Below are 23,388 nucleotides of genomic sequence, written 5' to 3'. Positions count from 1 at the left end.
GAATGGGGCTGGATTGGACGAAAATTTCGCCTGATATAGCAGTGCGATGTCCGCCACGCCCGTCTACATCATCTGCTCGCCCCGCCCGCTCGTCGGCAAGACGCTGATCGCGCGGCTGCTCAGCGAATTCCTGCTGTTGAAGAACGGCACGGTGACGGCGTTCGACATCAACCTCAAAGAGCCGTCGCTGCTCGAATACCTCCCGAAAATCACCGAGACCGCCGACGTCATCGACACCTACGGCAAGATGCAGCTGATGGACCGCCTGATCGTCAACGACGGGGTGGCCAAGGTGATCGACCTCGGCTTCCACGCCTTCGACGAGTTCTTCAAGATGACCGACGAGATCGGCTTCATAAAGGAAGCGGCGCGCCGTGGCGTGGCCCCGGTGATCCTGTTCGTGGCGGACACCGACCGCGTCTCGGCGCGCGGCTATCCGATGCTGCAGCAGCAGGTTCCGCGGAACGCTTTGATCACCATCGATAACGAGCACGTCGTGCGCGGCGAACTGCCGCCGGCGATGGCCCGCGGCCGCGTCCTTCCGATCTCCGCGCTGCCGGTGTTCTTGAAAACCTATATCGACCGGCTGACCTTCTCGTTCACCGGTTATCTGCGCAACGAAAAGGATTCATCGACCGAACTGCACCAATGGATCCGCCGCAACTATTCGGCGTTTCGCGATCTGGAACTGCGCGTGATGCTGCAGGGGTCGTGACAACGTAAACGTCGTCCCGGCGAACGCCGGGATCCATACGCCGCTGCCTCACGTCGGGGCACAGAGGCAGAGACCTTCATTCAACAACAGACGACCGGGATTATGGGTCCCGGCCTTCGCCGGGACGACGTATCGAGGGTTATGCGTCTAATGCCCCTCGAACGTCATCAGCGTCCGGACCGGCACGTCCATCGCGCGCAGTTTCGCGGCGCCCCCGAGATCGGGCAGATCGATGATGAAGCAGGCCGCGACCACGTTGGCCCCGATCTGGCGCAGCAGCTTGACCGCGCCCTCTGCGGTGCCGCCGGTGGCGATGAGATCGTCGACCAGGATGACGCGCTCGCCGGGATGCACGGCGTCGGCGTGCATCTCCATTTCATCGAGGCCGTATTCCAGGGAATAGGCGATCCGCACCGTGGTGTGCGGCAGCTTGCCTTTTTTCCGGATCGGCACGAAGCCGGCGGAGACCTGATGCGCGACCGCGCCGCCGAGGATAAATCCTCGCGCCTCGATGCCGGCGACCTTGTCGATCTTGTTGCCGGCCCAGGGCTGCACCAGTTCGTCGACCGAGCGGCGAAATGCGCGCGCATCCGCCAGCAGCGTGGTGATGTCGCGAAACAGGATGCCCGGCTTCGGGTAATCCGGAATGGTGCGAACGGTGGCCTTCAGGTCGTGGTCAAAAGTCATTGCTGTCTCGCAATCCCTAGTTAACGGGTACACCCAGCCGGAACGCGTTCTCGACGATGCGCAGGCCGACCTCGCCGCCGAGCGACATCAGCGATTCCGGGTGAAACTGCACGCCGCCGACCGGCAGGGTCTTGTGTTCGATCGCCATCGCGACGCCGTCCTCGGTAGTCGCCGTCACCTGTAGCACGTCGGGCACGCTGTCGCGCTCGACGAACAGTGAATGATAGCGGCCGATCACGATTTCATTGGGCAGGTTCTGCATCAGCCGCCCGCCGCGCACCTGGACCCGCGACGGCCGACCGTGGGCGGGCTGGCCGAGCTGGCCCAATTGCCCACCGAAATATTCGCCGATCGCCTGCACGCCGAGGCAGACGCCGAAGATCGGCAGCTTCTTGTCGAGCGCCGTGCCGATGGTTTTCGAGATCCCGAAATCTTCCGGACGTCCCGGCCCCGGCGACAGCACCAGCAAATCGTACGTGTTCTGCTTCAGCATTTGCTGCGCATGAATGTGCCGGACCACCGTGACGCTGGCGCCGACCTGCCGGAAATAATCCGCCAGCATGTGCACAAAACTGTCGTCGTGGTCGATCAGCAGCACCCTCTTGCCCGAGCCCGTGGCGTCAGGCGCCAACGCCGACAGTCGTTTCGGCGGGTCGCCGCGCAACGCCTGGAACAGCGCCGCCGCCTTGACCTGGCATTCGCGGTCCTCCGCGGCCGGATCGGAATCGAACAGGCATGTCGCGCCGACCCGCACTTCGGCGAGGCCATCCTTCATCCGGATGGTGCGGATGGTCAGCCCCGTATTGATGCTGCCGTCGAAATTCACCGCGCCGATCGCGCCGGCATACCAGCGCCGCGACGACCGCTCATTGTCCTCAACGAACTGCATCGCCCATAATTTCGGCGCGCCGGTCACCGTCACCGCCCAGGCGTGGGTCAGGAACGCATCGAGCGAGTCGAAGCCCGGCCGCAGCATGCCTTCGACATGATCGACGGTGTGGAACAGTTTTGAATAGGTCTCGATCTGCCGCCGCGCCAGCACCTTGATGGTGCCGGGCACACAGACCCGCGCCTTGTCGTTGCGATCGACGTCGGTGCACATGTTGAGTTCGAATTCGTCTTTTTCCGAATTCAGCAATTGCCGGATCTGCTCGGCATCGCCGATCGCATCGACGCCGCGCGCGATCGTGCCCGAGATCGGGCAGGTCTCGACCCGCCGCCCGTCGGAGCGCACGAACATTTCCGGCGAAGCCGAAACCAGGAACTCACCGTTGCCGAGATTCATCAACGCCCCATAGGGCGACGGATTGATCCGGCACAGCCGCTGGAACACTTCCGCCGGCGAGCGCTCGCAGGGCTCGGCGAACAACTGCCCCGGCACCGCCTCGAACAGATCGCCGCGGGCGAACGCGGCGCGCGCGGTCTCCACCGTGGCCTGATATTCGCCGGGCGCGTGATCGGCAAAGCCCTGCCGCGGGGTTTTGGCGTAAACGCTCTCGGCGGTATCGCGCGGCAGGCCCGCGGTGGATTTGCCCTTCCAGGCGAAATCATAGTTCAGCACCACGCCGCGGCCGGTGGCGCGATCATAGGCCAACAGGCGATCCGGCACGTACAGCACGATGTCGCGCTGGTCGCTTTCGCGGGCGCGTTTCTGCACGAGGTCCTCGATCTGGAACACGAGATCGTAGGCGAACGCACCGAACAGGCCGAGCAGCGGATCGTCATTGGCCGTGAACGCTGCCACGAGATCGCGGACCAGCGACATCACGCTGGCGCGCCTGGTGCGCTGATCTTCCTCTACCGGCGCCGGGCCACGAATGATATGGCCCGCCAGACGCGCAGCGCTTCTTTCCGTAATGACGACGCAGGGCTCGCGCAGCACGTCGCCGAGGAATGCGATCAAAACCTCGCCGCGCTGGTTCAGCGCAGAGAGCGAGAAATTGACGCCCGTCGTCTCCAGGCACAGCGGCGGATCGGCAAAACCGAGATCGAAGCTTTCATAGCGGCCGGGCACCGTGGTGCCCGACGACAGCACGACGCCAGGGCGGCGATCGAGCAGGTCGATCAGATCATCGAGCCGGTCGGCGCCGCCGGTAAATTGCTCGACTTCCCGCGATATCGCGAGCCCGCCGCTGGTGCGGTATTCGCTTTTTGCCGGCAGGGAGAAGGCTGTCCTGTTCATGTGATCCTCTTACGAAACTTAGCGAGGGAGCGCCACACAGGACAAACGAAGGGACCGTCGCACTGCGATGGCGACCTTCGACGATTTTGAAAAATGAAATCGCACCGGCCACCTCTTAAGAGGTGCGCCACCAAAGACGGGATGGGCGGAGAACGGTGTTCATGGGGGCTAAACACCATCCGCCGGGGGCGATGTCAAGGGAGGCGTCTCCGTCCCAAGCCGGGCCGGGGCCCATCTTTGGGGTTTGAAAGGGCGAGAATATGCGTCAGATTCGCCCCAAGCGGCGGCGAACGAAACGCTGGCAACAAACGGAGGCGCACAGATGGCATTGCTGGGTCTGGGATATGCGGGCTTCGGACCGGACGCGCTCGACGATTGGCGGCAGTTCGGTACCGGACTGGTCGGCCTGCAGGCAGTGGAGCGCGGCAATTCGCTGCTGGCGTTCCGGATGGACGACCGCAAACAGCGCATCGTCATCGACCGCGCGATGCCCGAGGGGACGCGCTTCTTCGGCTGGGAAGTGGCTGATGCCGCGGCGCTGGACGAACTCGCGGCGCGGCTGGAGAAGGCCGGCGTCGAGGTCACGGCGGAGCCGCGGACCTTGGCCGACGCACGGCGCGTGCGCAGCCTGATTTCATTCCGCGATCCCGCCGGCAACCGCCTTGAGGCGTTTTACGGCGCCGAGATCGACGACACGCCGTTCAGGCCCGGCCGCTCGATCTCGGGTTTTCGCACCGGCCCACTCGGCCTCGGGCATGCCGTGCTGACGGTCGAAAACATCGCCCCCGTGATGGCGTTCTATGTCGATGTGCTCGGCTTCGGGCTCAGCGACTACATCGAAAAGCCGTTTCGCGCCTATTTCTTCCACGTCAACGCGCGGCATCACAGCCTGGCCCTGATCGAGACCGGCAAGAACGGCATGCATCATCTGATGGTGGAACTGTTCTCGCTCGACGATGTCGGCCAGTGCTACGACATCGCGCTGACTCAGCCCGACCGCGTCGGCGTCACGCTCGGCCGTCATACCAACGATTTCATGACGTCGTTTTACGCCAAGACGCCGTCATCCTTCATGATCGAATGCGGCTGGGGCGGCCGCGAAATCGAGCCATCGACCTGGCAGTGAGATGCACGATGGCCCGAGCCTGTGGGGCCACGATCGCGTCTGGCTGTCGCCGGCCGACCGCGAAGTCGCCCGCGAGATGCGGATGCACGCTGCGGCTTCGGGCCTGCGGGCGCCGGTTCAGGTGATGGAAGGCAATTACAAGCTGATGTCGGGCACCTGCGCGTGGTGGGATGGGGTGAGGCAATAGCCCACCTGACAGACCTACAGTCCCCGTTCATCAGGCGCATCTCGACGCCCATCGCGAACATGAAGGACGACCAGTTCACCCGCGTTCACTCGGTGATAGACAAGATAGGGATAGCGAGCGATCGGGAAGACGCGAACACCGATAATGTCGGTCTCCCGCCCAAGGCCGGGATATCGGGCGAGCAGTTCGCTCGTCGAGCGAATCTGCCGGCACGACGGCGGTCGCCGCACCCACATTGTGCTGCGCTATGTATTGGTAGATATGGACGATGTCGGTGCGGGCACGCGGTGCGTACCGAAGCCTCACAGACCGCACTTTTTCCAGAGTGCCGCCATCTCGTCGTCGCTCACGAATTCGCCGCGCTCGGCCTGTTCGAGGCCTTCGAGGACGGCCGCGCGATGCTCTTCCGGCACGGTGAACACATCGCTGCCGGCCGCGGCGATCTGCTCCAGCACCTCGGCGACGTAGGCCTGCCGGTCTTCCGGCAGCTGCCTCACCTTCTCGATGGCGTCTTCCAGAACTTTCGTCATCGGCGCACTATATAATAACTGCGGAACGCGAGTTGCGGCGTTCGACGCCCCCTCACCCCAAATGCTTTTTGAAAAACTCCGTGGCGCGACCCCAGGCCAGTTCCGCACATTGCCGGTCGTGCACCGACACGCGCTGCTCGTTGCCAAAACCGTGCTCGGCGTCATAGCGAAACAGCTCCAGCGATTTGCCGGCGGCCTTCATCGCCTTCTCGAAGCCATCGACCGCGGCCGGCGTGCACCAGTCGTCCTTGTTGGCGAAATGGCACTGCAGCGGAATTTTCACGTCCGCCGGTTTCGCCGCCTGCTCCGGCGGAATGCCGTAGAACACCACACCCGCCGTGAGTTCCGGGATCTTGGTGGCGCCGATGATGGTCACTGCGCCGCCCAGGCAGAAGCCGGTCAGGCCGACCTTGCTGCCGTTCCTGGCCAGGTATTGCGCAGCACCGCGCACGGTCTGTGTGGTGGCGTCCATGAAATCCAGTGAGTTCATCTCTTTGCCGGCGGCGTCGGTGTCGTGATACGGCACCACCTTGCCGTTGTAGAGATCGGGCGCCAGTGCATCGAAGCCGGCCAGCGCGAAGCGGTCGCATATTCCCTTGATCTGGCCCTGCAGCCCCCACCATTCCTGGATCACGACCACACCGGGCGCATTGCCCTGCGCGGCATTGGCAAGATAGCCGTAGGCGTCCTTGCCGTCGGGGCGACTGAAGGAGATGCTGGTACCCATGGGTTCCTCCGGGAGTTTTTTTGGGGGGCCGTTGGCGGCCATTTTGTCTGCTGTGCGGTCAGGAAGCAATCCACCACCGTCATTCCGGGGCGATGCGAAGCATCGAACTATGTTGCGCAATTGCGCATCCGAGAATCTCGAGATTTCGGGTCTGGTGCTAACGCACCATCCCGGAATGACACCTAAATCAACCCAACAAAAAAGCCCCCGCAGGGGCTTTTCCGAATTCACATGGCCGCCCGAAGCGCTTAGTGCGCGTCGGCCCAGACCCTCTTCTTGGTGAAATACATCAAGCCCGCGAACAGGATCAGGAACACGAACACCTGCAGGCCGATCCGCTTGCGCGCCTCCATATGCGGCTCCGCGGTCCACATCAGGAACGTGGTGACGTCGTGCGCATATTGCGCCACCGTGGCCGGCGATCCGTCGTCGAAAGTGACCTGGCCGTCGCTCAGCGGCTTCGGCATCTTGATGGCGTGGCCGGGGAAATATTTGTTGTAGTAGGAGCCATCCGGAATGGTCACGCCAGCCGGCGGCTTGTCTTCAAAACCCTGCAGGATCGCGCTGACGTAGTTCGGGCCTTGCTCCTGGAACTGGGTGAAGAAATCGAAGATGAACCACGGGAAACCGCGCTCGTAGGAACGCGCTTTCGTGATCAGCGACAGGTCCGGCGGATAGGCGCCGCCATTGGCGGCACGGGCGGCCTGCTCGTTCGGGAATGGCGAGGGGAAATAGTCCGCCGGCCGGCCGGGCCGCTCGAACATTTCGCCCTGGTCGTTCGGGCCGTCCTTGACCTTGTACTCGGCGGCCAGCGCGGCGGCCTGCGCCGTCGAATAGCCGGGACCGCCGGGATCGCCGAGATTGCGGAACGCGATGTAGGACAAGGCGTGGCAGGCCGAGCAGACTTCCTTGTAGACCTTCAGGCCGCGCTGCATCGAGCCGCGGTCGAACTTGCCCATCGGGCCCGAGAACGACCACTTCACCGACGGCGGCACGTCGTCGTGCTCCTCGGCGCGCGCGTTCTGCGCGCTTCCGGCAATCAGGCCGCCGGCGACGACGAGCGCAATGATCGCGGAAGCGGCGGTCGCGACCCTGCCCTTGCTCTTCGCCAGCACATCGTCGGCGATCGAGTTCGGCAGCGGCTTCGGCGTTTCGATCCGCGCGAGCAGCGGCAGCACGATCAGGAAATAGGCGAAGTAGCAGACGGTGAGGATACGGCCGGCGATCACATAGATGCCCTCCGGCGGCTGCGCGCCGAGATAGCCGAGCAGGATGCAGACGACGACGAAGATCCAGAAGAACTGCTTGGCCAGCGGGCGATACTTCGACGACCGGGTTTTCGCGCTGTCGAGCCAGGGCAGGAAGGCCAGCACGATGATCGCCGAGAACATCCCGATGACGCCGGCAAGCTTGTTCGGGATCGAGCGCAGGATCGCGTAGAACGGCAGGTAATACCATTCCGGCACGATGTGCGCGGGCGTCACGCCGGGGTTCGCCGGGATGTAATTGTCGGCGTCGCCGAGATAGCCCGGCATGTAGAAGATGAACCAGGCGAAGAAAATCAGGAAGCAGGACGTGCCGAACATGTCCTTGATGGTCGCATGGGGCGTGAACGGCACGGTGTCCTTTTCGGTCTTCACGTCGACACCAGCCGGGTTGTTCTGGCCCGCGACATGCAGCGCCCAGATGTGCAGCACGACCACGCCGGCGATCACGAACGGCAGCAGATAATGCAGCGAGAAGAAACGGTTCAAGGTCGGATTACCGACCGAATAGCCGCCCCACAACAGCGTCACGATGCTCTCGCCGAAATAGGGCACGGCGGAGAACAAATTGGTGATGACGGTGGCGCCCCAGAAGCTCATCTGGCCCCACGGCAGCACATAGCCCATGAAGCCGGTGGCCATCATCAGGAGGTAGATGATGACGCCGAGGATCCAGAGCACTTCACGCGGCTCCTTGTACGACCCGTAATAGAGACCGCGGAACATGTGGACGTAGACGGCAATAAAGAACATCGAGGCGCCGCTGGCGTGCATATAACGCAACAGCCAGCCATAATTCACGTCGCGCATGATGTGCTCGACCGACTTGAAGGCCATGGTGGCCTCCGGCGTGTAGTGCATCGCCAGGATCACGCCGGTCAGGATCTGCACCCCGAGCATCAGCGAAAGGATGGCGCCGAAGGTCCACCAGTAGTTCAGGTTACGCGGCGTCGGATAGGCCACGAACGAGGAGTGGACCAGGCCCATGATCGGGAGGCGCCGTTCGATCCACTTCAAGGCGGGGTTGGTCAGCTGAAAATCGGATGGTCCGCTCATTGATGCGATCCTGAGGAAGAAAAACGACGCGACGGGTCCAAATCCAGGTCCAAGTCTCGGGAGACCCGAGACTTAGCCAATCTGGATTTTGGTATCGGAAACGAACTGGTAGGGCGGCACCGGCAAGTTGGCAGGGGCGGGTCCCTGACGGATACGGCCCGAAGAATCGTATTGCGAGCCGTGGCATGGGCAGAAGAAGCCGTCGTAATTGCCCTCGTGGGCGATCGGGATACAGCCGAGATGGGTGCAGATGCCGATCACGACCAGCCACTGGTCATGGCCGTCCTTGACCCGGGACTGATCGCTCGCCGGATCGGGCAGGCTGGCGACCGGAACCGAGCGCGCCTCGTCGATCTGTTTCTTGGTGCGGTGGCTGATGTAGATCGGCTTGCCGCGCCAGAACACCTTGATGTCCTGGCCTTCGGCAATTGGAGCCAGATCGACTTCGATCGGCGCACCGGCCGCGATCGTCGAGGCATCCGGGTTCATCTGGGAAACCAGCGGCCACACGGCGGCAGCTGTGCCAACCGCGGCGACGGCTCCCGTTGCAACAAAAAGAAAATCACGGCGTGTCGGATGGTCCGCCGAAGACGCTGTCGTCACGATTCCAAGCCCTTTCTCATCTGCAGCCAGCGGAACCGCCCCGGAGGCGCTGAAAACGCGACCGGAAGAGGCTGCCGGCGCCCGCGGCCCCCGCGGCGGCAGAAAGACCACTTTTCCCGGCCAATCCGGCGGAACAAGCAGTCCAGAATCGTTCTATTGGCACCCTTGCCGTAAGAGCGCAAGCCCGCTATCGGCTCGCAAGCGTGCAATGCACTAAATCCGCCCGAAGCGGCGATGTATTCAGAGATTTTCATCGGGACTTCACAAGCCGCCACATCATGCAGATTGCGCTTTTCCAGCCCGACATCCCCCAGAACACCGGAGCGATTCTGCGCCTGTGCGCATGCCTGGATGTGGCGGCCCATATTATCGAGCCGGCGGGATTTCCGGTGTCCGACCGGCACTTCCGCCGGGCCGGCATGGACTATCTCGACCAGGTGAGCATTACGCGCCACGACTCATGGCCAAAATTCGAGCAATGGCGTAACGACGGGGGGTTCCGGCTGATCCTGTTCACGACCAAGGCGGCTGGTTCCTATCTGGATTACCGCTATGGCGCGAACGATGTCCTGCTGTTCGGGCGGGAATCCGCCGGGGTCCCCGATGCAGTCGCAGCCAGCGCCGATGCCCGGCTGCTGATCCCGATCAAGCCGGGCTTGCGCTCGCTCAATGTCGCCATGGCGGCGGCGATGGCTCTGGGCGAGGCGCTCAGGCAAACCGGTTCCGGAGTTTAAGGAGGCGTGGTGAGTTACGCGGTCAAGGAAATCTTTCTGACCCTGCAGGGCGAAGGCGCGCATGCCGGCCGGGCTGCGGTGTTTTGCCGATTCTCCGGCTGCAACCTCTGGAGCGGCCGCGAACAGGACCGCGCCAGCGCAACCTGCCAGTTTTGTGATACCGACTTTGTCGGCACCGACGGCACGCTGGGCGGCCGCTATGGCTCGGCAGACCAGCTCGCCGACACCGTCGCTGCGCAATGGACGGGCGCGAACGCCAACCGCTATGTCGTCCTGACCGGCGGCGAACCGCTGTTGCAGGTGGATCGGCCGCTGATCGACGCGCTGCATGCGCGCGGCTTCGAGATCGGCGTCGAGACCAATGGAACCATCGCCCCGCCCGAGGGCATGGACTGGATTTGCGTCAGCCCGAAAGCCGGCGCCGACCTCGTGGTTCGCGCCGGTCACGAATTGAAGCTGGTCTATCCGCAGCAAGGTGCTGCGCCGGAGGACTATCTCGGCCTTTCCTTCGAAAGATTCTCGCTGCAGCCGATGGACGGCCCCAACGTGACGGAAAACACCGCGCGCGCGGTCGACTATTGCCTGCGCCATCCCAAATGGCGGCTCAGCGTGCAGACGCACAAGACGCTCGGCATCAGATAGATTCGGGTATCAGACGGCATTGGCATCAGAAAGGATTTGAGTTTCAAATGTGGGAATTGACGAAATCGTTCCGCTTCGAGGCGGCGCATTCGCTGCCGGGAACGACGTTTGGCGCGACCAGCGAGGAAATCCACGGCCACTCGTTTCGCGCCGAAGTGAGCGTGCGGGGAACGCCCGATCCCGCAACCGGGATGCTGCTCGATCTCGGCCTGCTCGAACGCAGCATGGCGGAGGTGCAGAAGACGCTCGACCACAAGCTCCTGAACAATGTCGTAGCGCTGGGACCGCCGACGCTCGAAAACCTGTCACGCTTCATCTGGGAGCGGGTTCAGCACGCCGGAAAGATCACGCGCGTCAGCGTTCACCGCGACAGTTGCAACGAGAGCTGCACTTACTTCGGGCCGCAGGGCTAGCCGTCATTGCGAGCCACCGGGTCGCGCGAATGCGCGCCCGATGATAAACTCCGCGAAGCAATCCATAGCCTCAAAAAAGAATGGATTACTTCGTCGCTTGCGCTCCTCGCAATGACGAAAAATAAGCGTTAGGAATCCCCCATGGATATGTCCGTGATCGACGATCGCAAGGCTCGCGCCAGAGGCTGGTTCGAAGCGCTGCGCAACGACATCTGCGCGGCTTTCGAGCGGCTGGAAGACGATGCCCCGGCATCGCTCTACCCCGGCGGCGCGGGACGCTTCGTGCGCACGCCTTGGGACCGCAACGACCACACCGGGAAGCCGGGCGGCGGCGGCGTGATGTCGATGATGTACGGGCGGCTGTTCGAGAAGGTCGGCGTGCACTGCTCGACCGTGCACGGCGAATTCAGCCCCGAATTTCGCTCGCAGATTCCAGGCGCCACCGATGATCCCCGGTTCTGGGCGTCCGGCATTTCGGTGATCGCGCACATGCGCAATCCGCACGTCCCTGCCGTGCATATGAATACACGCTTTGTGGTGACGACGAAGGCATGGTTCGGCGGCGGCTCGGACCTGACGCCGGTGCTCGATCGGCGGCGGACCCAGCAGGACGCCGATACGGTTGCGTTTCATGCCGCGATGCAGGCCGCCTGCGGCCGCCACAACGGAGTCGCGGACTACGCCAGATACAAGAAATGGTGCGACGACTATTTCTACCTGCCGCACCGCAAGGAAGCCCGCGGCATCGGCGGCATCTTTTACGATCATCACGATTCCGGCGATTGGGATGCCGACTTCGCGTTCACGCAGGACGTCGGCCGCGCGTTTCTGAAAATCTATCCCGATCTGGTCCGGAGGAATTTTGCCACCTCCTGGACGGCGGAGGATCGCGAGGAGCAACTGGTGCGCCGCGGCCGTTATGTCGAATTCAATCTGCTCTATGACCGCGGCACCACCTTCGGGCTGAAGACGGGCGGCAATGTCGATTCAATCCTGTCGTCGATGCCGCCCGAAGTGAAATGGCCGTGAAACCGATGACGCAACTGCCCCGCGCGATGCTGATCGACATGGATGAGACCATCCTGTCGGCCTATGGCCGCCCCGATATCGCCTGGAACAATGTCGCGCGCGAATTTGCCGGCGAATTTGCGCCGCTGTCGTCGCAACAGGTTGCCGCGGCGATCGTGGAGTCCGGCCGAAAATTCTGGGCGAGAGCCGGGGCGGAGTGGCGGCTGATACTCGGCGAAGCACGCCACGTGGTCGTCAGGGACGGATTTGCCACACTTGCCGCAGCTCACCGGACCACCCTTTCAATGGATCTCGCGACCCGGCTCGCCAACCGCTTCACCGCCTATCGCGAAGAGGAGATGTTCGTCTTCCCGGGCGCGCATGACGCCATCGATGCCCTGAAAGCGCATGGCGTGAAACTGGCGCTGGTGACCAACGGCGCCGCCGAATCCCAGCGCGCAAAGGTCGAACGCTTTGCGCTGACGCACCGGTTCGATCACATCCAGATCGAGGGCGAACATGGTTTCGGCAAACCGGACGAGCGCGCCTATCTGCACGCCATGCAGGCGCTCGGCGTCACCGCACCCGAGACCTGGATGATCGGCGACAATCTGGAATGGGAAGTCGAAGCGCCGCAGCGCCTCGGCATCTATGCCATCTGGATCGACGTCCACGGCGAAGGCCTGCCGGCGGATTCCGCCATCAGGCCCGATCGCATCATCCGCTCGCTGACGGAGTTGCTGCCGGTCGAGCGTGGATAGCGGCCGCAATTAAAGCAATTGCCGCAGCGCCGTGGAGATCATCACCACGCCGCCCGTGACGACGGCGACGTCGAGGATCGCGGTGTGGATATGCACCGGCATCCGTTCGACGAAAGCCCTGGCAAGAAAGGCGCCGGGTATCGCGATGATTCCGATCAGGAGCGCAAAGGCGAGCACCTGCGCGGTGACGACGCCGGATAGGCCGAACACCGAAATCTTGATGACGCTGGTCGCAACCGAGATCACCGCATCGGTGGCGATCACGGCCGCGCCTTCGAGGCCGGTGGCCATCAACAGCGACAGCAGGATCACCCCCGAGCCCGAGGTGCCCCCGACCACGACGCCGTAACCGACCGCGCTGGCGGCAAGCCCGCTGTCGCCGATCCTGACTTCGCGGCGCCTGGCCAGCCGGCGCAACGGCACGCTCGAGATCAGCATGGTTCCGATCACCAGTTCAGCACCTGCATTGGTCAGCCGCGTATAGCCGTAGGCGCCGAGCGCCGTCGTGAGCGCCGCGGCTGCGACGACGATCAGCGCGCGGCGCCGGTCGATATAGCGGAAATAGGCGCTGAAACGGCTGATATTGGTGAAGACGGCCGAGATCGCGATGATCGGCACCACGGGCTCGGCGCCGATCAGGGGCACCAGCACCAGCGGCATCAGCGCGCCGGTGCCATAGCCGGCAAGGCCGCCGATCAGCGAGGCAAACAGCGCAACGCCGGCCACCAGCAGGAGCTGGACGAGCGAGATGTCGGCAAAGCCCGCGAGAATATTCACAGCCGATGATCGCGTCTGAAACGGGCGGCGGTCTGGTCGGCAATCGCGGTCAGTGCGGACGGATCAAAAGGAAAATCCGCCGCCAGCCAGGCGTCTTCCGCCAGCGTGAGCACGTGTCCCAGCGCCGGGCCTTCGGCAATTCCGCGCGCGACGAAGTCGGCAGCCCTGAGCGGAAATTTTGGCGCGCTCCAGCGCTGCGGCAGCGTGGCCAGCGCGCGCCAATGGCCGGTGTCGTGCCGCACGCCGGCCCGCGCCCATGCCAGCATCAGCCGGTCGCGATAAGGCTCCTCGCCGAGCCGGTAGAGCCGCCGCCGCGCCGTCGCCTCATCCATGGCAGCCAGCCGCCACCAGCGATGGCCCATCGAATCCAGCGCCTTGGCCTCGGCATTGGAGAGGCGCAGCCGCGCCGCGACGCGTTTGGCATCCTCGGTGACGGCAACCGTGAGCGCGCCGAGCCTTCGAACCGCGTTGGCTTCAAGTCCCAGCAGATGTTCCGCCGATATCATCGCCGCAAAGGGCCCGGTGTAGGTGACGCCGCCGAAGATCGGCAGCAGCAGGCCGCCGTCGGCCATCGCCGTGACCGCGATCTCGGCTCCCTTGGCGACCACGAGCTTGAGCATCTCCATGCGAATGCGTTCCGCCGAGAGATTCGCCAATCCCGCGCGTCCGCCAATGCAAGCGAGATATCCGGCGCGATCGGGTTCTCCGGCCGCATAAGCGGCGTGAAAGCGGAAGAACCGGAGGATGCGTAAATAATCCTCAGCGATCCGCGCGGCGGGATCGCCGATGAAACGCACGCGTCTGGCGGCGATATCCGCGAGCCCGCCGACATGGTCGTGCACGACGCCGGCGGCATCGACCGAGAGACCGTTGATGGTGAAGTCGCGCCGCTCCGCGTCGCGGACCCAGTCGCGGCCGAACGCGACCTTGGCCTTGCGGCCGTAGGTCTCGGTATCCTCGCGCAGCGTCGTCACCTCGAATGGATGGCCGTCGACCACCAGCGTCACGGTGCCATGCTCGATGCCGGTCGGCACGCTCTTGATTCCGGCCGCCCTGGCGCGGCGCACGACTTCCTCAGGGACCGCGGAGGTCGCGATATCGATATCGGCGATCGGGATCTTCATCAGCGCGTTGCGGACCGCGCCGCCGACGACGCGGGCTTCCTCGTTCGCGCCGTTAAGCAAGGCGAGCACACGGGCCGCCGGACCGGACCTCAGCCAGGGCGCATCCGACAGCACGGGCACCTCGCTCATTTCTCAACTCCGGGAACGAACCTGCCGTTCTCCATGTGGGCGGGAATGTAGGTCGACTTGGGCGGCGCGCCGGAAAAACGCGCCAGCAGAACGAAACTGGTCACCACCAGCAGCAGCGACCCCAGTACCAGTTTTGCCAGCCGATGCGCCGGCCAGGAAGATTGCACCAGCAATCCGGAACGGGTCGCGATCAGGAACAGGGCATAGACCGCAAACGGGATCAGGAAGATTCCGACTTCGGTCAATGCCGGCCGGATCATGGCAAAAAGATCCGCTCATACAGCACGCGCAGGATTCCCGCCGTCGCGCCCCAGATATAACGCTCGGCATACGGCATGGCGTAATAGGAGCGCTCCATGCCGCGGAATTCCTTGCTATGGATCTGGTGGTTCGCCGGATTCATCAGAAATGCAAGGGGCACCTCGAAGGCGTCATCCACTTCGCCTTCATTGATCCTGAGCTTGAAACCGGGCTTGACCCTCGCCACCGTCGGCAGGATGCGAAATCCAAAACCGGTTCCATAGAGATCGAGATAGCCGATCGGCTCGATGAATTCGCGCTTGAGGCCGACTTCCTCATAAGCCTCGCGCAAGGCGGCATCGAGCGGCGAGGCGTCGGTCACGTCGATCTTGCCGCCGGGAAAGGCGATCTGGCCGGCATGTTCGTTGAGATGCGCCGAGCGCTGCGTCAAGAGCACGGTCGGCTGCGGATGGTCGACCACCGGGATCAATACCGCGGCCGGCCGCACCGGCTGTTCGCGCGCGATGATCTCCAGCATGCGATCGGTACCCTGATCGCCGCTTTTGGGAATGATGTTGGGATCGACCAGTCCCGGCGGAACGTCGAAATTGAGCCGCGCCTGGGTTCGCTCGAAGAATTCCGCCGCGCTGGTGGCGGCCGGTTCCATCTTCAGCATCGTGCCGTTCAAAGCGCGTCCCTCACCTGCTTGGCGTCCGCCATTGCGAAGAATTCGCCGCCGGATTCGATCCCGAACATCGGTTGACCATCGACCACCCGCTCCTCGCCCATGTCAACCAGATCGTAGTAGATCGCGCGGGTCACCTTGGCCCATAAATCGGCGCGGACGTGAAGATAGGGCGTGAGACCACCATCGGCGGCCATCTCGAAGCGCAGGCGGTGTCCGCCGTCGCAGCCAACCCAGTCATCGACATTGGTGCGAAAACGCAGCAGCCGGCCGCGTTCGTCCGCTTCGGTTTGCATCTCGACCGCAAGGAACGGCGCATCGTCGACGCGGATGCCGACCTTCTCCACCGGGGTCACGAGAAAGTGCTTACCGTCCTCGCGTTTGAGAATGGTCGAAAACAGCCGGACCAGCGCCGGCCGGCCAATTGGTGTCCCCATGTAGAACCACGTACCATCGCCGGCGATTCGCATGTCGAGATCGCCGCAGAACGGCGGATTCCACAGGTGCACCGGGGGTAATCCCTTTGCGTCGGCAGGGTTGGCTTTCGCGGCATTGCTGGCCGCGGCAGTGAGGCCTTCGAGACCCGTGCTTTCAAGGCCCGTGGTTTCACGGTTTTGGCCGGTCTGCCCTTCGTTCGCCATTGTTTGCCTTAAGATTTGCTAGCCTCAATCTGGCACGATTGGTGCACGTACTCGAAGATGTGAGCGGGACAACATTCTCGCCACTTCGTGATGCCGTTCATACCCCTAAATACCGATAATGTGGGGATAGTCTAATTCAACGAATACATGGCCTTTGCATCGGCTTAGCATGAGGTTCATGGCATGACGACGCCGGTATCGAGCAGCGTCATCACAGGATCTGGCAAGGAGAACGAAATGCCTGGCGCAGACAGTGTCGAGAAACTGGAAGACGGAATCGTCCGTTCGGCCGAACAGGTCTCCGGTCAAATCCGTGCTGCGAAGGAGGCGATCTCCACCGTCATCTTCGGCCAGGATCGGGTGATCGAAAACACCCTGGTGACGATCCTGTCCGGCGGTCACGCCTTGCTGATCGGGGTTCCCGGTCTGGCCAAGACCAAGCTGGTCGAAACGCTCGGCATCACGCTGGGCCTCGACGCCAAGCGCATCCAGTTCACGCCGGACCTGATGCCGTCGGATATTCTGGGCGCCGAGGTGCTGGACGAGAGCAGCACCGGCAAGCGGTCGTTCCGCTTCATCGCCGGTCCCGTGTTCGCACAACTGCTGATGGCCGACGAAATCAACCGCGCCAGCCCGCGCACCCAGTCGGCGCTGCTGCAGGCGATGCAGGAGCAGCACATCACCGTGGCCGGCGCGCGCCACGATCTGCCCAAGCCGTTCCACGTGCTCGCGACCCAAAACCCGCTGGAGCAGGAAGGCACCTATCCGCTGCCGGAAGCGCAGCTCGATCGTTTCCTGATGGAGATCGACGTCGATTATCCCGATCGCGACGCCGAACGGCGCATCCTGTTCGAGACCACCGGCGCGGATGAGACGCTGGCGAAAGCCTCGATGAATGCGGAGATCCTGATTGCCGCGCAGCGGCTGGTGCGGCGCCTGCCGGTCGGCGACAGCGTCGTCGAGGCGATCCTTTCGCTGGTGCGCGCCGCGCGCCCCAATCCCGACGGCGGCGAGAAGCTGATCGCCTGGGGCCCGGGTCCGCGCGCCAGCCAGTCGCTGATGCTGGCGGTCCGCGCCCGCGCGCTGCTCGATGGCCGGCTCGCGCCCTCGATCGACGACGTGCTCGATCTCGCCGAACCCGTTCTCAAGCACCGCATGGCGCTGACATTCTCGGCGCGTGCCGAGGGCCGCACAATTCCCGACGTGATCAGGCAATTGAAGGCGCGGATTGGTTGATGGCCGCAGAGAGCAGGCTCCTGGGCGAGGAGATCACAGCAATCCGACGTGCCGATGGCGAAAGCCGAACGCTCGCCGCATCGCTGCCGCGCCTTGTGCTTGAAGCCCGCCGCATCGCCGCCAACGTCATTCACGGCCTGCATGGCAGGCGGCGCGCCGGCGCCGGCGAAAGTTTTTGGCAGTACCGCCGCTTTGTCTCGGGCGAACCGTCACAGAACGTCGACTGGCGCCGTTCGGCGCGCGACGATCATCTCTATGTCCGCGAACAGGAATGGGAGGCCGCGCACACCGTGTGGCTGTGGCCGGACCGTTCGCCGTCGATGGCGTTCGCCTCCAAGGGAGCGCGCGACAGCAAGCTGGAGCGCGGACTGATCGTGACCTTCGCGCTGGCCGAGCTTCTGGTCTCGGGCGGCGAGCGCGTCGGCGTCCCCGGCCTGATGAACCCGACCTCGAGCAGCAACGTGATCGACAAGATGGCGCAGGCGATGCTGCACGACGATGCGACGCGTGCGAGCCTGCCGCCGTCGTTCGTGCCGTCGGCACTGGCCGAAATCGTGGTGCTGTCGGATTTCTGGTCGCCGATGCCGGAGATCAGGAACATGCTGGCCGGATTGTCCGCCTCCGGCGCGCATGGCACGCTGGTCCAGGTCGTCGATCCCGCCGAAGAGACTTTCCCGTATTCCGGCCGCGTCGAATTCGTCGAACCGGAAGATGGAAGCCAGATCACCGCGGGCCGCGCCGAGAGCTGGGCGCGCGACTACGTCGCGCGCGTCGCCCTGCATCGCGACGAGATCCGCAGCGAGACCAACAAGCTCGACTGGCTGTTCTCGACCCACACCACCAGCCGCTCCGCCGCCGAACTGCTGCTGTTCCTGCATTCCGGCATGATGGTGAGCAAAGGCGGCGTGCGCTCGAGCGTCAAAGTGGGGCGAGGCACATGATCGCAGGTCTCCCCCTCTCCTTTGCCGAACCGCTGCTGCTGCTGGGTCTGTTGAGCCTGCCGGTGCTGTGGTGGCTGTTGCGGGTGATGCCGCCGCGGCCGAAGCGGATCGAGTTCCCGCCGACGCGGCTGTTGTTCGATATCGCGCCGAAGGAAGAAACCCCGTCGCGCACGCCGTGGTGGCTGACCCTGTTGCGGCTGACCGCTGCCGCACTCATCATCCTCGCCGCCGCCGGCCCGATCTGGAATCCGCAGACCGCACTTGGCGGCAGCAAGGCGCCGCTGGTGATCCTGCTCGACGACGGCTGGAGCGCGGCGTCGAGTTGGGACATCCGGATCAAGGCCGCCGATGAATTGATCGCGAATGCCGACAACGACCGGCGCGGCATAGCCCTGGTCCCGCTGTCGGAGCCGGCGCGCGACATCACCTTGATGCCGGGCGGCACCGCGCGGGTGGCGCTGCGACAGCTTTCGCCAAAACCCTATTCGGTCGAGCGCGTCGAGACGCTGCCGGCCCTCGAGCGCTTCCTCAAAGCCACCGGCGACGCCGAAATCGCGTGGCTGGCCGACGGCGTCGATACCGGGCGCGGCGCTGAGTTTCTGGAAAACCTCGGCAAGACCATCGGCGACCGTACGCTGACGGTGTTCGAGGGCGGCGCGCCCTCCGCGCTGGCCCTGGTCGCCGCCGAAAACGCCGCCGCGAAGATGACCGTAAAGGTGTTGCGCACCGATGGCGGCCTTGCCGCCGGCATCGTGCGCGCCATCGACGCCAAGGGCTCGCCGATCGGCGAAGCCCGTTACAGCTTTGGACCGCAGGAACGTGATACCGAGGCGGCGTTCGACCTTCCGGTCGAACTGCGCAACGACATCGCGCGGCTGGAAATCTCGGGCGAGCGTTCCGCCGGCGCGGTCCAATTGCTCGACAAGCGATGGCGGCGGCGCGCCATCGGCGTGGTCAGTGGCTCGAGCACCGATACCGCGCAGCCACTGCTGGCCTCGACCTTCTATCTCACCCGCGCGCTGTCGCCGTTCGCCGATGTGCGGCTTGCCGATCGGGGCGCGCCGCAGCAGGTGATCGCGCAATTTCTGGATCAGCGGCTGCCGATGATCGTGCTGGCGGATGTCGGCACGCTGTCGCCGGAAATCCGCGAGCGTCTCAACGCATGGATCGAGCAAGGCGGCGTGCTGGTGCGGTTCGCCGGCCCGCGTCTGGCGCAGGCCGATGACGATCTGGTGCCGGTGAAATTGCGCCGCGGCGGCCGCAGCCTGGGCGGCAGCCTGACCTGGGAAAAGCCGCAGCATATGGCCTCGTTTGCCGCGGACGGACCGTTCGCAGGCCTTGTGGTACCGAAGGACGTCACCATCAGCCGGCAGGTTTTGGCCGAACCGGATGCGGTGCTGGCAACCAAGAGCTGGGCGTCGCTGGAGGACGGCACGCCGCTGGTGACCGGCGAGCATCGCGGCAAGGGCGTGGTCAGCCTGTTCCATGTCGGCGCCGACATGCGCTGGTCGGACTTGCCGATGTCGGGCAGTTTTGTCGAGATGCTGCGGCGGCTGGTCGACATGTCCGGCTACACGTCGAAACCGGGTGCTGGCGTCGCCAGCGAGGCGACCGCGGAGACGGTGGCGCCGCTGCGCACGCTCGACGGTTTTGGTGCGTTCGGCCCGCCGCCCTCGACCGCCAAGCCGATGCCGGCGGATTATCGCGATCGCGCCACCGCGGATCATCCGCCGGGGTTCTATGGTTCGGCCGAAGGTCCGATCGCCGTCAACACCCTGGCGTCGGCCGATCGCATCGCGCCGCTGGATACTTCTTCCCTGCGCGCACGGCGCGCCAGCTACACCAACGCCGAGCCGCGCGACCTGCGCGGGATATTGCTGTCATCATCGCTGGCGCTGTTCCTGATCGATGCGATCGTGGTTGCCATGCTTGGCGCCGGCCTCGCCGCCCTGTTGCGGCGTCGCGCGGCGCCGGCCGCACTTGCCATCGCATTCGTCCTGGCCGCGATGAGCCCCTCGCCGAGCCGCGCCGACAACAACGACGACTTCGCCATCAAGGCGGTCTCGCAGACGCGCCTCGCCTATGTCGTCACCGGCAATGCCGACGTCGATTCCATCGTCAAGGCCGGCATGTCCGGGCTGACCCTGTTCCTGGCGCAGCGCACCGCGCTGGAAGCCGGCGATCCCGTCGGCATCGATCCCGCGCATGACGAGCTGGCATTTTTCCCGCTGATCTACTGGCCGGTGATACCGGGGGCGCCGAAGCCGCCGCAGGACGCCATCAACCGCATCGACGCCTATATGAAGCAGGGCGGCACCGTCGTGTTCGACACCCGCGACGCCGTCGAGGCGCCACCTGGAGACAACGGCGCGGCGCAGACGCCGGGCATGCAGACGCTGCGCGATATCCTTTCCTCGCTCGACGTCCCCGAACTCGAGCCGGTGCCGCGCGAACACGTACTGACCAAGACGTTTTATCTGCTGCGCGATTTCCCGGGCCGCTTCAGTTCGGGCCAGACCTGGGTCGAAGCCCTGCCGCGCGAGGATGACGACGAGGCCGCGCAGCGGCCGGCGCGCGGCGGCGACGGCGTCTCGCCGATCATCATCACCTCGAACGACCTTGCCGGCGCCTGGGCGATCCGCCCCGATGGCCAGCCGATGCTGCCGCTGACGCCGGGCGAGCCGCGCCAGCGCGAATTCGCCTTCCGCGCCGGCGTCAACATCGTGATGTACACGCTGACCGGCAACTACAAGGCTGACCAGGTGCATGCGCCCGCTTTGATCGAGCGGTTGGGACAATGAGCATGCAATACGGCATCGCGTTCACCCCCCTCGTTCCCACGCTCGTGCTGTGGCTCGCGCTGGCGGCCATCCTTGTGATCGCAACCCTGTTGCTGCTCGGCCGCGCACGCGGTGCGGCCGTACGCGTGACGGCGCTGGCGCTGATATTGCTTGCGCTCGCCAATCCCTCCTTCACCCGCGAGGACCGCGAACCGTTGTCGTCGGTCGCCGCCGTGGTGATCGACAAGAGTCCGAGCCAGAATTTCGGCACGCGCAATCAGGAAACCGCGAAGGCGCGGGAAGCCCTGGTCGACAGCCTCAAGAAGATCAAGGGACTGGAAGTCCGCGTGGTCGAGGCCGGGCAGGCCGACGGCGAAACCGACGGCACCAAACTGTTCGGCGCGCTGTCATCGGCGCTGTCGGACGTTCCCGTCGAGCGTGTCGCCGGCGCTTTCCTGATCACCGATGGCCGCGTGCACGATATTCCCGCCAATGCCTCGGCACTCGGCTTCCAGGCGCCGGTGCATGCCCTGATCACGGGGCGCAAGGACGAGCGCGACCGGCGCATTGCGATCTCGGCCGCGCCGCGTTTCGGCATCGTCGGCCAGACCCAGACCATTACCTACCGGCTCGACGATCAGGGCGTCACCGGCGAGCGCGCCAAGATCGTGGTCCGCCGCGATGGCGAGGTGATCAACGAGCGCACCCTGCAAAGCGGCCAGACGGCCAATATCGAGATCGACATCAAGCATGCCGGTCCGAACATCGTGGAGATCGAGGCCTCGCCGCTCGAGAACGAGTTGACGCTGGTCAATAACCGCGCGGTGGTCGCTATCGACGGCGTGCGCGATAAATTGCGGGTGCTGCTGGTCTCCGGCGAGCCGCATGCGGGCGAGCGCACCTGGCGCAACCTTTTGAAGTCGGACGCCAGCGTCGATCTGGTGCATTTCACCATTTTGCGCCCGCCGGAGAAACAGGACGGCACGCCGATCAACGAGCTGTCGCTGATCGCGTTTCCGACCCGCGAATTGTTCCAGCAGAAGATCAACGAATTCCAGTTGATCATCTTCGACCGCTACGCCCGTCAGGGCGTGCTGCCGATCCCCTATTTCGAGAATATCGCGCGCTATGTGCGCGCCGGCGGGGCCGTGCTGGTATCGGCCGGTCCCGACTATGCCTCCACCACCAGCATCTGGCGTACGCCGCTGGATTCGGTGCTGCCGGCCGAGCCGGTCGGCGTCACCGAGAAGCCGTTTTATGCGCCACCTGAGCGATGCCGGCAAGCGTCACCCCGTCACGCGCGGGCTCGAGGGCTCCGCCGTCGAGCCGCCGCACTGGAGCCGGTTTTTCCGCACGGTGGAGACGCGTAACTCCGTCATCCCGCCGGTCATGACCGGCGCCGACGGCAAGCCGCTGCTGTTGCTGTCGCGTTCCGGCGAAGGCCGCGTCGCGCTGCTGCTGACGGATCATATCTGGCTGTGGGCGCGCGGCTATGAAGGCGGCGGGCCGCATCTCGATCTGCTGCGGCGGATGTCGCATTGGCTGATGAAGCAGCCCGATCTCGACGAAGAAGCCCTGCGTCTGCAGGTCCAGGGTCACGATCTCGTGGTGCAGCGCCAGACCATGGCGGACAGCGTCACGCCGGTGACGGTGACGTCGCCGAGCGGCGCCACGCGCGAATTGACGCTCAGCGCCGGCGAACCGGGAACCTGGACCTCCACGATCCCCGCCAACGAACTCGGCCTGTGGCAGGCGACCGACGGCACGCTGAAAGCGCTGATCAATGTCGGCCCGACCAATCCGAAGGAATTCTCCGAGGTCACTTCCACGACCGAGATGCTCAAGCCCCTGGCGCAGGCGACCGGCGGCGACGCGCGCCGCGTGGTCGACGGTTCGAGCATCGACCTGCCCCGCATCGTGCCGGTGCGGGCCTCCGGCATCTTCCACGGCGACGGCTGGATGGGCGTGAGGATGCGCGACGCCAGCGTCGTCAAGGGCGTCGGCGTGCTGCCGATGTTTGCGGGCTTGATCGGACTGCTGCTGCTGCTCGGCGCCTTTGCCGCGACCTGGCTGCGCGAGGGGCGTTGAGCGCGGCGCGCCTCGCTGGCGTTGCATCAATCCCACACCGCTGACGGATTCCGCCTGACCTGGCCGGAGCTACGGTTGACACGGCCAGCGCCATCCGATGTTATAATATAA

General features: G+C 64.5%; 21 protein-coding genes and 2 pseudogenes. 11 read left to right on the top strand and 12 right to left on the bottom strand.

All coding sequences use genetic code 11. The annotated features are described in order from the left end of the window. Positions 1-46: 46 nt before the first annotated feature. Entirely contained in the window at positions 47-715 is a 669-nt protein-coding gene (locus V1289_RS34285) for a hypothetical protein (RefSeq protein ID WP_334402722.1), read from the top strand. 147 nt (positions 716-862) lie between these two features. Here the strand turns inward: V1289_RS34285 and V1289_RS34280 are convergent, their stop codons facing one another. Then, on the bottom strand, positions 863-1,402 hold the full coding sequence (locus tag V1289_RS34280) for an adenine phosphoribosyltransferase (RefSeq protein WP_074279720.1): 540 nt from the start codon (positions 1,400-1,402) through the stop codon (positions 863-865). A gap of 16 nt (positions 1,403-1,418) precedes the next feature. Continuing rightward, a complete protein-coding gene (locus V1289_RS34275; protein ID WP_334402718.1) occupies positions 1,419-3,584 on the bottom strand; it encodes an anthranilate synthase component I in 2,166 nt (721 codons plus the stop codon). 322 nt (positions 3,585-3,906) lie between these two features. Between V1289_RS34275 and V1289_RS34270 the strand changes: the two are divergent. Further along, a pseudogene (locus tag V1289_RS34270) lies at positions 3,907-4,897 on the top strand (VOC family protein). A gap of 14 nt (positions 4,898-4,911) precedes the next feature. Here the strand turns inward: V1289_RS34270 and V1289_RS49940 are convergent. The 5 genes from V1289_RS49940 to petA all read right to left on the bottom strand — a co-directional run bounded on the left by V1289_RS49940 (position 4,912) and on the right by petA (position 9,078). Beyond that, complete coding sequence (locus tag V1289_RS49940; protein WP_442896104.1) at positions 4,912-5,133, bottom strand: type II toxin-antitoxin system RelE/ParE family toxin; 222 nt, start codon at positions 5,131-5,133, stop codon at positions 4,912-4,914. A gap of 66 nt (positions 5,134-5,199) precedes the next feature. Continuing rightward, positions 5,200-5,427 (bottom strand): hypothetical protein, encoded by a 228-nt coding sequence (locus tag V1289_RS34260; protein WP_334402711.1) that lies wholly within the window; start codon positions 5,425-5,427, stop codon positions 5,200-5,202. Between the two features lie 52 nt (positions 5,428-5,479). Then, entirely contained in the window at positions 5,480-6,154 is a 675-nt protein-coding gene (locus tag V1289_RS34255; protein ID WP_334407791.1) for a dienelactone hydrolase family protein, read from the bottom strand. A gap of 248 nt (positions 6,155-6,402) precedes the next feature. Beyond that, the gene (locus V1289_RS34250) at positions 6,403-8,475 is read right to left on the bottom strand and encodes a cytochrome c1 (protein WP_334402709.1); all 2,073 of its coding nucleotides are present in this window, start codon (positions 8,473-8,475) and stop codon (positions 6,403-6,405) included. Positions 8,476-8,547: 72 nt separating this feature from the next. Continuing rightward, entirely contained in the window at positions 8,548-9,078 is a 531-nt protein-coding gene (gene petA / locus V1289_RS34245; RefSeq protein ID WP_309183041.1) for a ubiquinol-cytochrome c reductase iron-sulfur subunit, read from the bottom strand. A 278-nt stretch (positions 9,079-9,356) separates the two neighbouring features. Here petA and V1289_RS34240 point away from each other — a divergent pair, with 278 nt between their 5' ends. The 5 genes from V1289_RS34240 to V1289_RS34220 all read left to right on the top strand — a co-directional run bounded on the left by V1289_RS34240 (position 9,357) and on the right by V1289_RS34220 (position 12,636). Beyond that, positions 9,357-9,812, top strand: coding sequence for a tRNA (cytidine(34)-2'-O)-methyltransferase (locus V1289_RS34240; protein WP_334402705.1), 456 nt, complete (start codon positions 9,357-9,359; stop codon positions 9,810-9,812). A gap of 9 nt (positions 9,813-9,821) precedes the next feature. After that, positions 9,822-10,454, top strand: coding sequence for a 7-carboxy-7-deazaguanine synthase (queE, locus tag V1289_RS34235; RefSeq protein WP_334402703.1), 633 nt, complete (start codon positions 9,822-9,824; stop codon positions 10,452-10,454). Between the two features lie 47 nt (positions 10,455-10,501). Further along, positions 10,502-10,867 carry a 6-pyruvoyl trahydropterin synthase family protein gene (locus tag V1289_RS34230; RefSeq protein ID WP_334402701.1) on the top strand — a complete coding sequence of 122 codons (366 nt, stop codon included), beginning with the start codon at positions 10,502-10,504 and terminating at the stop codon, positions 10,865-10,867. A 141-nt stretch (positions 10,868-11,008) separates the two neighbouring features. Then, positions 11,009-11,896 (top strand): oxygen-dependent coproporphyrinogen oxidase, encoded by an 888-nt coding sequence (hemF, locus tag V1289_RS34225; RefSeq protein ID WP_334402698.1) that lies wholly within the window; start codon positions 11,009-11,011, stop codon positions 11,894-11,896. Further along, positions 11,887-12,636, top strand: a complete 750-nt coding sequence (locus V1289_RS34220) for an HAD family hydrolase (RefSeq protein ID WP_334402696.1) — start codon at positions 11,887-11,889, stop codon at positions 12,634-12,636. Before hemF ends, V1289_RS34220 begins: the two co-directional genes overlap by 10 nt. A gap of 9 nt (positions 12,637-12,645) precedes the next feature. Here the strand turns inward: V1289_RS34220 and V1289_RS34215 are convergent, their stop codons facing one another. Genes V1289_RS34215 through V1289_RS34195 form a run of 5 tightly spaced genes read right to left on the bottom strand, consistent with a single transcriptional unit; the run spans position 12,646 to position 16,232 of the window. Further along, complete coding sequence (locus tag V1289_RS34215; RefSeq protein WP_334402694.1) at positions 12,646-13,413, bottom strand: TSUP family transporter; 768 nt, start codon at positions 13,411-13,413, stop codon at positions 12,646-12,648. Beyond that, positions 13,410-14,666 (bottom strand): CCA tRNA nucleotidyltransferase, encoded by a 1,257-nt coding sequence (locus V1289_RS34210; RefSeq protein WP_334402692.1) that lies wholly within the window; start codon positions 14,664-14,666, stop codon positions 13,410-13,412. The genes V1289_RS34215 and V1289_RS34210 overlap by 4 nt, the downstream gene beginning before the upstream one ends. Further along, positions 14,663-14,926 carry a DUF6111 family protein gene (locus tag V1289_RS34205; protein WP_334402690.1) on the bottom strand — a complete coding sequence of 88 codons (264 nt, stop codon included), beginning with the start codon at positions 14,924-14,926 and terminating at the stop codon, positions 14,663-14,665. The genes V1289_RS34210 and V1289_RS34205 overlap by 4 nt, the downstream gene beginning before the upstream one ends. Further along, positions 14,923-15,582 carry a CoA pyrophosphatase gene (locus tag V1289_RS34200; RefSeq protein ID WP_334402688.1) on the bottom strand — a complete coding sequence of 220 codons (660 nt, stop codon included), beginning with the start codon at positions 15,580-15,582 and terminating at the stop codon, positions 14,923-14,925. Before V1289_RS34200 ends, V1289_RS34205 begins: the two co-directional genes overlap by 4 nt. Before the next feature lie 8 nt (positions 15,583-15,590). Then, the gene (locus V1289_RS34195; protein ID WP_334402686.1) at positions 15,591-16,232 is read right to left on the bottom strand and encodes a DUF1285 domain-containing protein; all 642 of its coding nucleotides are present in this window, start codon (positions 16,230-16,232) and stop codon (positions 15,591-15,593) included. Between the two features lie 237 nt (positions 16,233-16,469). Between V1289_RS34195 and V1289_RS34190 the strand changes: the two genes are divergently transcribed. From V1289_RS34190 to V1289_RS34175, 4 genes and pseudogenes are all read left to right on the top strand, one after another. After that, entirely contained in the window at positions 16,470-17,468 is a 999-nt protein-coding gene (locus V1289_RS34190) for an AAA family ATPase (protein WP_074280273.1), read from the top strand. Then, positions 17,468-18,409 carry a DUF58 domain-containing protein gene (locus V1289_RS34185; protein ID WP_334402683.1) on the top strand — a complete coding sequence of 314 codons (942 nt, stop codon included), beginning with the start codon at positions 17,468-17,470 and terminating at the stop codon, positions 18,407-18,409. Before V1289_RS34190 ends, V1289_RS34185 begins: the two co-directional genes overlap by 1 nt. After that, complete coding sequence (locus V1289_RS34180; RefSeq protein WP_334407790.1) at positions 18,409-21,210, top strand: DUF4159 domain-containing protein; 2,802 nt, start codon at positions 18,409-18,411, stop codon at positions 21,208-21,210. The genes V1289_RS34185 and V1289_RS34180 overlap by 1 nt, the downstream gene beginning before the upstream one ends. Positions 21,211-21,212: 2 nt before the next feature. After that, positions 21,213-23,277: pseudogene (locus tag V1289_RS34175) on the top strand (hypothetical protein). The last annotated feature ends 111 nt before the right edge of the window (positions 23,278-23,388 follow it).

The organism is Bradyrhizobium sp. AZCC 2289, from assembly GCF_036924615.1.
Lineage (GTDB): Bacteria > Pseudomonadota > Alphaproteobacteria > Rhizobiales > Xanthobacteraceae > Bradyrhizobium.
The sequence above is the reverse complement of the archived record's forward strand: the minus strand, read 5'-3'. Positions and strand labels throughout refer to the sequence as shown.